The sequence below is a fragment of the Geomonas ferrireducens genome (genome assembly GCF_004917065.1).
Taxonomy (GTDB): domain Bacteria; phylum Desulfobacterota; class Desulfuromonadia; order Geobacterales; family Geobacteraceae; genus Geomonas; species Geomonas ferrireducens.
The window spans coordinates 1,357,924-1,370,174 of the sequence record NZ_SSYA01000002.1; the positions used below are offsets into that span (position 1 = coordinate 1,357,924).

The following is a 12,251-nucleotide window of genomic DNA, read 5'->3' on the forward strand; positions in this document are numbered from 1 at the left end:
GTTCGTTCTGGTAGCCTTCCGATCCGGACGGCTGCAAATACATAGCGGGCTATAGAAATATATAGCCTGCTATATTTTGTCAAGCAAAACCGGAAAGCGGACAGCGACGATCACACAGCGGCTCCGCGCTACCCTTCGAAACTATGGACGTCGAAAGCGGAAGATCATGTCCGTCTGGAACCGAAATCACGTTGTTTCTGCTTGCGCAGACGCGCCGGTTGATAGTACGCTCGTCTGCGACTCTATCTTTTCATGACAAACTGTTTGCTCCAGCTCACTCAGGAGAACCAGCTCTACTTGATTCGTTCCCGGTACACGATGGCTTACCTCCTATCTTATATGCGACGCTTCCTGCCGGTCCTTCTTCTGCCGGCCCTGCTACTGCTCGTGCCGTGCTCCGGATGGGCTGCGGCGGGCGAAACCATCGTCGTCGGCGGCGATCACAACTACCCCCCTTACGAGTTCATCGACAAGGACGGCCGCCCGGCAGGCTTCAACGTCGACCTCACCCGCGCCATCGCCGAGGTGATGGGGATGACGGTGGAGATCCGCCTGGGCCGCTGGGAGGAGATGCGCCGGGCGCTGCAGACGGGCGAGGTGGACATCCTCCAGGGGATGGTCCAGGCGGATGTGCGCGCCAAGGATTACGAGTTCTCGCCACCCCACTCCATCATCAACCAATCGGTATTCGCCCGCCGCGGCACAAAGCCGGTCCGCGACCTGAACGACTTGAAGGGAAAGGATGTCCTCGTACAAAACGGCGGCATGATGCACGACTACCTCCTGGAAAAGAACATCGGCGCCAGGATCTTCCCGGTCGACACCCACGTGGACGCCCTGCGCCAGTTAGCCGCCGGGAAGCACGACTACGCCCTGGTCGGAAACCTTCCCGGGCTATACCTGAGCCGCGAGTTCGGCCTCTCCAATATCGTCCCGGTGGGGAGGCTCTTCGCCGGTCAGCCGTATGCCTATGCGGTCAAAAGGGGTAACGACCAGATCCTTTCGCAGTTCAGCGAAGGGCTCACCATCCTGAAAAACACAGGACGCTACGAAAAGATCCACGACAAGTGGCTCGGCGCGCTGGAGCCAAGCCCCGTCTCCTGGCGCAAAATCGTCACATACGCCGCCATCACGGCGCTGCCGCTTTTACTTCTATTGAGCGCCATCGGTTACATCAACCGCACGCTCAAAAAGGAGATCGCACACCGCACCCGCGAGATGCAGTTGCAGCAGCAGCAACTGATCCAGGCGGACAAGATGGCGTCGCTCGGCATCCTCGTGTCCGGGATAGCGCACGAGATCAACAACCCCACCGGGCTTTTGCTCTACAACCTCCCGGTACTGAAGAAGATCTTCCGTTCGGCCGAAGAGCACCTTGAGGAAAGGTTCCGGCAGGAAGGGGATTTCATGATCGGCGGGCTACGCTATTCACAGTTCCGCGAGGACATCCCGCTGCTCATCGAGGAGATGCAGGACGGGGCGACGCGGATCAAGCGGATCGTGGAGGACTTGAAGGACTTCGCCCGCAAGGACACCTCGGAGATGGACCAGTCCGTGCTCCTAAACGACGTAGTCAGGGCGGCGCTAAGGCTCGTGGACAACTCGATCCGCAAGACCACCGGCAAAGTCGTCACCAATCTCGCCGACGGACTTCCGGCCGTCCGGGGCAACGCCCAGCGCATCGAACAGGTGTTGGTGAACCTCATTCTCAACGCCTGCCAGGCGCTCCCCGATCCGGCAAAGGGGATCTTCCTCACCACCGGTTATGATCCCGAAAGAAAAGAGGTCCTTTTGCTGGTCCGGGACGAGGGAGTCGGCATCCCCAAGGAAGACCTCTCCCGCATCGCCGACCCGTTCTTCACCACAAAACGTGAGACGGGAGGAACCGGGCTCGGCCTCTCGGTTTCGGCATCCATCATCAAGGAGCACGAGGGGACCATGACCTTCGAATCGCGGCCTGGCGAAGGGACCACGGTGCGGGTGGCGCTTCCCGCCCTGCAAGGAGCATGAGCATGATCGAGTCACTCACCCCATCCTTCGAGATCCTTCTCGTGGACGACGAAGAAGCGTGGCTGCGCAGCATCAGCATGACGCTCGCCATGTCGGGAGGCATCAACAACGTGGTGCGCTGCTCGGACAGCAGGAAGGTCCTGGAGCTGCTCCGGTCACGCCCCATCGGCCTCGTGCTTCTCGACCTGAACATGCCGCACCTCACAGGACAGGATCTGCTCCCTGCCATCATCGAACAGCATCCGGACGTCCCGGTCATCGTGCTGAGCGGACTGAACCAGGTCTCCGTCGCCGTGGAGTGCATGCAGAAGGGGGCGTTCGACTTCTTCGTGAAGACCGTGGAGGAGGAACGCCTGATCCAGGGGATCCACCGCGCCATCCGCATGATCGACCTGCAGCGGGAAAACTCCGAGATGAAGTCACGGATCCTGAGCGACCGGTTGGAGCACGCCGAGGCCTTCGCCGATATCCTCACCGCGGATCGCGCCATGCTCTCCATCTTCCGCTACATCGAGGCGGTGGCCGGGAGCAGCCAGCCGATCCTGATCACGGGGGAAAGCGGCGTGGGGAAGGAACTCGTCGCACGGGCGGTCCACAAGGTAAGCAGGCGCCCCGGGCAACTGGTCTCGGTGAACGTGGCGGGGCTCGACGACCAGATTTTCAGCGACACGCTCTTCGGCCACACAAGGGGTGCTTTCACCGGGGCTGAACTTCCGCGCAGCGGGATGATCGAGCGCGCGGCCGACGGAACCCTGTTCCTGGATGAAATCGGGGACCTCGCCATCACCTCGCAGGTCAAACTGCTGCGTCTGCTGCAGGAAGGCGAATACTTCTCCCTCGGCAGCGATGTGCCGAAGCGGATGAACGCGCGGGTGGTCGTGGCGACGCATCACGACCTGGCCGCCAAGCAGGCCGCCGGAGAGTTCCGCAAGGACTTCTACTACCGTCTGTGCGGTCACCACATACACATCCCGGCCTTGAGGGAGCGCCCGGATGACATCCCTCTTCTCTTCGACCACTTCCTGGACGAGGCGGCCCGGGAGCTCAACAAGAAGAAACCCACCGTCCCGAAGGAACTCCCCGTTTTGCTGACCAACTACTCCTTCCCGGGCAACGTGCGCGAGTTGCGGGCGCTGGTGTACGACGCGATGAGCCGCCACGAGGCGCACATGCTCTCCATGGAGACCTTCAAAAGGGTGCTGGGTAAAGACCGGAACCCGCCGGTGCGCCTTGACGCGCATGGACAACGGAGCGTCTTCGTCCCTACCGAACCGCTGCCGCCCCTGCACGAGGTGAGCGATCTTCTGGTTGCCGAAGCGATGCGCCGGGCTGAGGGAAACCAGTCCATCGCCTGCCGGCTCATCGGCATCTCACAGCCCGCACTGAGCAAACGCCTCAAAAAGACTGGAGATTCCACACCGTAATCATCATCACCCAACGTGGTTCTACCCTCTCGCGCCGCATCAGCGGCCGCGAGGGAGTCCGCGGCCACTCCCCCCCCGAAAACCCCTATAACCTGCGCCTTTCCTATAACCTTCGAAAATCCGCTTCAACCTCCTGTAATCGAAAAGAAAACCGACCGAGAAAGCCACCGTGCCGCGCACAGGTTATACCCCCCTGTACACCTCCTACCGTGCCCGTGTTCCCGAGAAGTCCCGCAATTACGGCAAATTACCTTTTAGACGCCATATTGGCAGTTCTCTTGCTATCAGTGGGGTACTGCAGGATCTAGAAAAGTATTTTATGAAAAGCTGTGACATGGGGACAAACAATGCAATTCAACCTGAAGGAGACCGCGGTATGAAAAAGAACAAACTGACCCTGTACATCATGGTGGCGATGATCCTCGGTATCGTCGTCGGCTACTTCTGTAACCTTTACGCGCCCGACGCCAAGGCCGCCAAAACCATTGCAGGGTACTTCGACATCATCTCGTCGGTCTTTCTGCGTCTGATCAAGATGATCATTGCGCCGCTGGTCTTCGGGACCATCGTCTCCGGCATCGCAGGCAACGGCGACTCGAAAGCCATCGGTCGGATCGGTGTGCGCGCCATGGGCTGGTTCCTGTGTGCCTCGGTGATCTCCCTCGTGCTGGGCATGACGTTCGTCAACCTGTTCCAGCCCGGCGTCGGCACGTCCCTCCCTGCCCCGGCCGCCGGTGCCGCCACCAATCTCAACGTTGCCGCGCTCAACTTCAAGGATTTCGTCACCAATATCTTCCCGACCAGTTTCCTCGATGCCATGGCGAAGAACTCGATCCTGCAGATCCTGATCTTCTCGGTTTTCTTCGGGTTTGCCATTGCTTCGTTCAAGGACGACGCCACCAAGACCGTCGTCGCCTTCGTGAAAGAGCTGGTTCACATCATGCTCAAAGTGACCGACTACGTCATGCGCTTCGCACCGCTTGGTGTTTTTGCCGCAATGGCATCCTGCATCACGGTGCAGGGGCTTGGCGTGCTGACCACCTACGGCAAATTCATCGGGTGCTTCTACATCGGGCTCATCGTGCTTTGGGCTGTGCTGATCGGTGCGGGCTACCTGTTCCTGCGCAACTCCACCTGGACGCTGCTCAAGCTGATCCGCGAGCCGATGATGATCGCCTTCTCCACCGCGAGCAGCGAGGCGGCCTATCCCCAGACACTGGAATCTCTGGAGCGTTTCGGCGTGAAGGAAAAAGTGTCCGGTTTCGTGCTGCCGCTCGGCTACTCCTTCAACCTGGACGGTTCCATGATGTACCAGGCCTTCGCGGTCATCTTCATCGCCCAGGTTTACAACATCGAGCTTTCCATCTCGAAGCAGATCGCCCTGCTCCTCGTCATGATGCTTACCAGCAAGGGGATGGCGGGTGTTGCGCGTGCCTCCCTGGTCGTCGTTGCCGCGACGCTCCCCATGTTCAACCTGCCGGAGGCGGGCCTGCTGCTCATCATGGGGATCGACCAGTTCCTCGACATGGGGCGCACCGCCACCAACGTTATCGGCAACAGCATCGCCACCGCCGTCGTCGCGAAGTGGGAGGGAGACCTGGTAGCGGAGCCGGAAACGGCGGAAGAAGACGACGCACTGCTCGTCGCGGTGCCGGTGCAGGATTAGTAAAGACAGTGCACGGGCCATGGGGGCGTGATGTTTCCAGTAGCCGACATGAAAGAGCAAATGGTTGAATAATTTAAAGGCGCCTGGTGAGAATCAGGCGCCTTTTTTAATTGCAGGGATATTGCATCTGCAACGGCTCGCCCCAAAAGAAGAAAAGTTTAATCCTACCAATATTTGACATCCTGACTCTTAGATATAAAAAAGTTTAAGACCTCTGCACACGTCGGCTGGCTTAAGACAGTCGACACTTACGTCTCCTTGTCTCCCTTGCTCCCATTCAGGTCTGCACGATCCTAGTTCACTGCCTTTTCAAGGTGCGTTTGAGCCTCCGACTCAGTCGTACCGCACATCTCTACTGCACAGCACAGGCAGATCGAGGGAGGGTGAACCTATGAGACTCGTATTCGTCAATGTCATGCAAGAGTTGCAGAAGTTTGACTCCACCGCTTACATCACGCAGCCCCCCGTTCCACTGGCCATCCTGAACTCGGCAACCCCTGCCGGCATTGAAACCGCTCTCATGGACGAACAGACGGAGCAGATCCGCTATACCGGCGACGCTTTCGCCTTTTCCGTTTCCACGCAGAACTCCGCAGCGGTCTATGACCACGCCGATGCGCTGCGCTCCGCAGGTAAAAAGGTGCTACTTGGGGGGATCCACGTGACGGTCTGCCCGGACGAGGCGTTGCAGCATGCCGACGCCATCGTCACCGGCGAGGCCGAAGGGGTATGGCCCGAGGTATGTGCCGACCTGCTGGCCGGGGCCCTCAAGGGGAGGTATGACGGTGCTCCCACTCCTTCAGAGCGGATGTCCCCTGTCGATTACCGCTTTTTCGGATCACGCCGTTACCTCACCCCGGCCTCCCTGTTTGCCACCCGCGGGTGCAACCGTCGCTGTTCCTTCTGCGTGAGCTCCAACCACATGGGCCCTTACCGGATGAAGCCACTCGACGTACTGGAACAGGAGATCGACCAACTCTCAGAGCTTTATCCCGGCATCTTCCTGCAGTTCACCGACGACAACCTTCTCGCTGACAAGAACTACCGCGGCGAACTGCTCCCTCTGCTTCGCCGCAAAGGGGTGAAGTTCATCACCATGGTTACCGTGGACCAGTACTGTGATGCATCACTCGTTGAAGAGATGGCCGCATCCGGTTGCATTGGGGTGGCGGTAGGGGTTGAGTCGGTCGACGACGACAACTGCGCCTCGATGAACAAGTACCAAAACCTGTCACAGCCGTTTCGCGATGCCGTCCGCCACGCAAACGGCTGCGGCATCCAGACCGCTGCCCTTATCATGCTCGGACTCCCGCACGACACGCCGGCACGGCTCGAGCACACCCTGCGCGAGCTGCAGGATGTCCCCTGTTCCCTGTACGACATCCGCATCCTGCGCATCTACCCCAGTACATCCCTTTACAGCGAGATGCTCACTACCGGCGAGGTCACCGAAAACTGGTGGTTGCAAAAGGAGCCACACGGTGACTGCAATCACCTGCTGCCCAGTTGCCTCAGCGTCCACTTCCGGCACCGCAACTTCGGGGCCATGGAACTGCAACGCATGGCCCTGCGGTACACCTCGGAGCTGAACCGGATGAACCGGGCCTCGATCATGGACATCACCCGCATCGGCAGCCGGGGCAACGGTTTCAAGCTTGCCGCCACCGTGCTCTACGCCCGCCGCCGCGCGGCCGGCCAGGCGCGCCGTCTGCAGCAGCAGGTGGAGGGCGCCATAGCGGCGCAACAGGCGCTGACGTCATGCGCGGCGCAGTAGGACTCTGCCTCGGGGCAACCACCATCACCATGGCCCAGCGCCGGGGTCACGGGGTAAGGATCGACTCCTTTCCGCACGAGGGGAAGGTCGCGGCACGACTCCTGCCGCTACTGCGTGCCGTCGGTGATGCGCCGGTCGGGCTCACCGGGCGCAAGTTCTGCCGGCAACTTCCGCTGCCGACGGTCTCCGAGCCCGAGGCGGTGGAGCTTGCCTTCGCCCACCTGCGCCACCGGTTCCCCGATGCGGACTGCATCGTCTCGGTCGGAGGCGAGACCTTCATGCTGTACCTCCTGAATGACGAGGGCAAGATCCGGGACGTTCACGCGGGGAACAAGTGCGCTGCAGGAACCGGAGAATTCTTCACGCAGCAGGCCCGCCGTATGGGGCTTACCCTTGAAGAAGCCCTGGAGCTGGCTAGCTGGGAGACGCCGCACCGCGTGGCAGGGCGCTGCTCGGTGTTTTGCAAGAGCGACTGCACCCACGCGATGAACAAGGGGGTCCCCAAGGGGCAGGTCGTAGCAGGCATTTGCGCCATGATGGCCGGCAAGGTCGCCGAGCTTTTGAAGAAGGCGCGAGCCCGACGGGCGCTTATCGTCGGCGGTTGCAGCCTAAACCACGTGATGATCGATTTGCTGCGTCAGGGGTACCCCGAACTGGCAGTCCCGGAGGAGGCGGTGGGGTTCGAGGCGCTTGGGGCGATGCTTTGGGCAGAGCAGCATGGCTTGCCCGCCGGCACAGTGGAGGCCGCCTTGGCCTGTCGGAAGCGAACGTTTGCGCCCCTCCCACCGCTTGGTGACGGGCTCGCACGGGTCACCTTCCACACCCTCGCGCCTGGCACCTTTGCACCAGGGGAATACCTCTGCGGCCTCGATGCCGGAAGCACAACGACCAAAGCGGTCCTCATGCGGCGCGACAACAAAAGCATCGTCGCCAGTGCCTACCTGCGCACCAACGGGGATCCGATCGCCGCCAGCCGGGCGTGCTACCAAAGCCTGCTCGCACAGCTTCCCTCCGGCTCGACACCTGACATCGTGGGACTCGGCGTCACCGGGAGCGGTCGGCTGATCGTGGGCCTACATGGCATGACCGACGGCGTTGTGAACGAGATAGTAGCTCATGCCACCGCGGCCGTAGCGTTCGATCCCGAGGTGGAGACCATCTTCGAGATCGGCGGTCAGGACGCCAAGTACACCTTCATTTCCCAGCGGGTCGCAAGCGACTATGCCATGAATGAGGCTTGCTCCGCCGGGACCGGTTCCTTTCTGGAGGAGGCCTGCCGGGAGACCCTGGGGGTTGGAACCGAAGAAATCGCCCCGTTAGCGCTCCGGGCAACGCACCCGCCCAACTTCTCCGACCAGTGCGCCGCCTTTATCGGCAGTGACGTCAACAGCGCCGTGCAGGAGGGAGTAAGTACCGAGGACGTGGCGGGGGGGCTCGTCTACTCGATCTGCCAGAATTACCTGAACAGGGTCAAGGGGAACCGCCCGGTCGGAGGCAAAATCTTCATGCAGGGTGGGGTCTGCTACAACCGGGCGGTCCCCGCGGCGATGGCTTCGCTCTGCGGACAGCCCATCGTGGTTCCGCCGGAGCCAGGGCTGATGGGCGCCTACGGCGCCGCTCTGGAGGTGCTAAGCCGTCTCGAGAACAAACTTTTGGAGCGCGCTCCCTTCGATCTTGAGGTTCTTGCCGGCCGCGAAGTACGTTATCTCGAGCCTTTCACCTGCCCGGGCCGGGAAGGATGCGATCGAAAGTGCAGCATCTCCCGTATCGTTCTTGACGGGTGCACCTTCCCTTTCGGAGGCGCCTGCAGCAGATACGAGGGGCGACGGGCCGCCGCGAAGCAGGGGGAAGATCTGGTCGCCCTGCGCGAGGAGATGGTCTTTAAAAAACACGTCCCCACCTCCTGCGCCACCGGCGCCACGGTAGGGGTCCTCCCCGCTCTATTTTCCGGCACCTTCTACCCTCTTTATGCCCACTTCTTCGCAGCGCTCGGCATGCGGGTGGTCACCCCCGAACGCCCCGCCCCGGAAGGGATCGAAGCCGCCACGGCACCCTTTTGCCATCCGGTGCTTTTAAGCCACGGGTATCTGCGCAGCGCGCTCGATGCCGGGATAGACCATGTCTTTCTTCCCCACGTGAAAAATGCGGCGCTCGAGGGGAAACCGGGGGAGGCTAACTGCACCTGCCCTCTGGTTCAGGGGGAACCGTATTATCTTGCCGCCGCCTTTCCCGAAGAGGTGCCGCAACGGCTTTTGACTGCCGTACTCGATTTTCAGGACCGGCAGAAACTGCAGGGTGCGTTCACCGCCATCGGCAAGCGGCTCGGCTTCTCCACCGCACGATCCAACCACGCCTTTTCCGTCGCCTGGGAGAGTTTTCTCACTCTGCATCGGGAGATGGAGGAACGGGGACGACGCTTCCTGGACGAGCTCGATCCCGCAGCGACAGCCATCGTCCTATTCGGGCGCCCTTACCAGGCCTTCAGCCGTCTCGCCAACCTCTCCATTCCCCTGAAGCTGTCGGACCGTGGTTGCACCGTGATCCCCCATGATCTTCTTTTTCACGGGGAGAGCGCGGCGCGGGACGAGCTCATGTACTGGAGTACCGGACGGCAGATGCTGCAGGTGGCCGATCTTGTGAAACGACACCCAAACCTCTTCGGGGTGTTCGTGACAAGCTTCGGGTGCGGGCCGGACTCCTTCCTGCTTGGGTACTTCAGGGACCGCATGGGACGAAAACCTTCACTCACCCTGGAACTCGACGCCCATACCGCCGATGCCGGCATCGACACGAGGATCGAGGCGTTCCTCGACGTAATACGCAACTACCGGGAGTCCCTCGCCTCCCCGCGCGTCGTCACCCGCGCCGCGGTGAAGGAAGGCGCGCGGCAGGACATGCCCCGCCCGGGCAAAGGCAACGCAAGCGGCTGCCGCCTTGACGCCCCCGCCGTGAAGGTTCTGGTCCCGACCATGGGGGTGTCCGGGTCGAGGGGTGTCGTCTGCGCCTTCCGGTATGCAGGCGTTGATGCCGTTCTGGCCCCCCCTCCGGGGCTGGAGGAGTTGAACCTCGGCAAGGCGGTCGCGACCTGCAAGGAGTGCCTTCCACTGCTACTGACCGTCGGGACGCTGCGCAGGTATCTGCAGCAGGAAAAGCGCCCCGGGGAATCCCTGCTCTTCTTCATGCCCGGCTCCGACGGTCCCTGCCGCTTCGGCCAATATCGGGTGTTCCTGGAAAATTACCTTGTTAAGAACGATATACGTGACGTCGCCGTATTAAGCCTTAGCTGCGAGAACGGTTACGCCGGGTTACCGTACCGGTTCACGCGCCGAGCCTGGCAGGCGGTCTGTGTCGGAGACGGGATGGATGAGATTGAAGCGACGCTCAGGGCGCAGGCGATGGATGTCCCGGCAGCCCTTGCCCGGCTCGAATTGATGAAGGAGCGCATCTTCGCGAGCATCGCCAGGGATGACAGCAACCGACTGCTGCGGGTGATCGGGGGGGAAGCCGCTGCCCTCTCAGCTTTCCCGCGCAAGAAGGAGACGAAGCCGCTCATAATCAGGCTCCTTGGCGAAATCTACGTGCGCCACGACGGTTTTTCACGTCAGGGGCTGGTCGAGCGCCTTACCGAGCGGGGCATAGTGGTTCGCACCGCGCCTGTAGCGGAGTGGCTTCAGTACAGTGACTACTGCATGTCTCACGGGCTCGCCTCGAAAAGCTTTCAGGCCAGGGAGCGGATCAAGTCGGTTCTGACCCAGAAGGTAAAGGCAGGCGACCGGTCGGCGGTAGAAAAGGAACTGTCGCGCTCCGGCTACTACGAGGGGGAGGGATATGATGTGGCCGATTTGGTCCGCGCCAGCGCTCCGCTTCTGAACCCGGAACTCGCCACTGAAGCGACTCTTACCGTCGGCACCACACTTTTGGAACTGGGTCGGGGAACGCATGGCGTGATCAGCATCGGTCCATTCGGATGCATGCCTAGCAGGGTCGCGGAAGCCGTACTGAGCGGGAGGGGGCGGGCGGCAGGCGCGCCGTTGTCAGACCTCCCCTTCCTCGTCATCGAGGTGGACGGCAATGCCTTCCCCCAACTTGTGGAAGCACGCCTTGAGAGTTTCCTGCTGGCCGCCCAGCGCCTGCGAGACCGGCAGGTGAACGCTCCCTATCGGTTTCAGCAAGGGCCGGATAAAAAAATGCCGGGCGCTAGATGCCTCCTGCAAAGGAAGCTCCGGCAACCCGGCCGATTGTTGGAGTGACCTCGAGATGAGTCCGGTGGTTTTCCGTCCTCCGGTCACCCGAGGTTTGGCTTTGTCTGGAGCTATACTATTACTACCAGATGGAAAGTCAAACTACTAAACATCCTATGTCTTCCGAATGTGGTGCCTCTATGCCATCCCTCAGACAGCACAGTCTGTTCTTTTCGATGTCAGGACACCCTCCTTATTTATGACGATACCGCTTTTTAGCTCTTACATTGCGTGTTACCATGTTGTTGCTGCAAACAAAGACTGTGATCCAGTGGCAAGAAAGGTGGACGCATGAAACAGTATCTTGAAGCTACGGAATATATCGATTGGCATCATCCGGCCATTCTGGAAAAGGCACGGACCTTGTCGGCTGGTGAAACGAACAAGACTGTGACCGCTAAGCGCTGCTTCGAGTTCGTCCGCGACAAGATCAAGCATAGCTGGGACTACAAGTTGGGGCCGGTGACCTGCCGCGCGTCAGAGGTTCTCGAGCATGGCACCGGCTATTGCTATGCCAAGAGTCACCTCTTGGCCGCTCTGCTGCGCGCGAACCAGATTCCTGCAGGTCTTTGCTATCAGCGCCTCTCCCTGCACGACGGCGGCCCACCTTATTGCCTGCACAGTCTGAACGCTATCTGGCTGCCGGATCACGGCTGGTACCGGGTCGATCCCCGCGGCAACAAGCCGGGCATCGAGGCCCGGTTCTCTCCCCCGGATGAGCAGCTCGCCTTCCCTATCAACGAGCGCCTGGAGGCCGACCTCCCCGAGATCTGGCCCGAGCCGTTGCCTGTTGTGGTCAGGGTGCTCACCACGCACGAGACCATCGCCCAGGTGTACCAGAACCTACCCGACATCGAACTCTTCCGCAGCTTCGGTTCCGAGACTCATACTTTCTGAAAAGGATGTCGCACATACATAGGCGTTTGCTCTGGGAGCCTGACTTGGCACCACAAAAACAGACAGGGGATTAGCCCGCATCGAGCCAATCCCAGAAGATGAAAAGGCGCATAGTTAGAACTATGCGCCTTTTTTGATATCGGTTGCGCGGATAGGATTTGAACCTATGACCTCCCAGGAGCAGTCCCAGGGGCTGCTGCAAGACCGTGTTAGCAACTATTTCAGAATATTAGTAAAAC

Annotated in this window: 6 protein-coding genes and 1 riboswitch; all 6 genes read left to right on the forward strand. The window is 60.7% G+C overall.

Going from position 1 to position 12,251, the window contains the following annotated elements:
- The first annotated feature begins 297 nt into the window (after positions 1 to 297).
- The 6 genes from E8L22_RS14860 to E8L22_RS14885 all read left to right on the forward strand — a co-directional run bounded on the left by E8L22_RS14860 (position 298) and on the right by E8L22_RS14885 (position 12,012).
- Positions 298 to 2,010, forward strand: coding sequence for a transporter substrate-binding domain-containing protein (locus tag E8L22_RS14860; protein ID WP_246044659.1), 1,713 nt, complete (start codon positions 298 to 300; stop codon positions 2,008 to 2,010).
- Between the two features lie 2 nt (positions 2,011 to 2,012).
- The gene (locus tag E8L22_RS14865; protein ID WP_136525901.1) at positions 2,013 to 3,434 is read left to right on the forward strand and encodes a sigma-54-dependent transcriptional regulator; all 1,422 of its coding nucleotides are present in this window, start codon (positions 2,013 to 2,015) and stop codon (positions 3,432 to 3,434) included.
- Positions 3,435 to 3,810: 376 nt separating this feature from the next.
- Positions 3,811 to 5,100 carry a dicarboxylate/amino acid:cation symporter gene (locus E8L22_RS14870; RefSeq protein ID WP_136525902.1) on the forward strand — a complete coding sequence of 430 codons (1,290 nt, stop codon included), beginning with the start codon at positions 3,811 to 3,813 and terminating at the stop codon, positions 5,098 to 5,100.
- Between the two features lie 391 nt (positions 5,101 to 5,491).
- On the forward strand, positions 5,492 to 6,874 hold the full coding sequence (locus E8L22_RS14875) for a B12-binding domain-containing radical SAM protein (protein WP_136525903.1): 1,383 nt from the start codon (positions 5,492 to 5,494) through the stop codon (positions 6,872 to 6,874).
- On the forward strand, positions 6,859 to 11,124 hold the full coding sequence (locus tag E8L22_RS14880; RefSeq protein WP_162604841.1) for an acyl-CoA dehydratase activase: 4,266 nt from the start codon (positions 6,859 to 6,861) through the stop codon (positions 11,122 to 11,124). Before E8L22_RS14875 ends, E8L22_RS14880 begins: the two co-directional genes overlap by 16 nt.
- Positions 11,096 to 11,185, reverse strand: a riboswitch (cyclic di-GMP riboswitch). Its footprint overlaps the gene before it by 29 nt.
- Positions 11,186 to 11,406: 221 nt before the next feature.
- The gene (locus E8L22_RS14885) at positions 11,407 to 12,012 is read left to right on the forward strand and encodes a transglutaminase-like domain-containing protein (RefSeq protein ID WP_136525904.1); all 606 of its coding nucleotides are present in this window, start codon (positions 11,407 to 11,409) and stop codon (positions 12,010 to 12,012) included.
- Positions 12,013 to 12,251 lie beyond the last annotated feature (239 nt).

Coding starts and splice junctions, on each gene's coding strand:
- E8L22_RS14865 (WP_136525901.1), top strand. CDS start 2,013: ATGATCGAGTCACTCACCCCATCCTTCGAGATCCTTCTCGTGGACGAC.
- E8L22_RS14870 (WP_136525902.1), top strand. CDS start 3,811: ATGAAAAAGAACAAACTGACCCTGTACATCATGGTGGCGATGATCCTC.
- E8L22_RS14875 (WP_136525903.1), top strand. CDS start 5,492: ATGAGACTCGTATTCGTCAATGTCATGCAAGAGTTGCAGAAGTTTGAC.
- E8L22_RS14880 (WP_162604841.1), top strand. CDS start 6,859: ATGCGCGGCGCAGTAGGACTCTGCCTCGGGGCAACCACCATCACCATG.
- E8L22_RS14885 (WP_136525904.1), top strand. CDS start 11,407: ATGAAACAGTATCTTGAAGCTACGGAATATATCGATTGGCATCATCCG.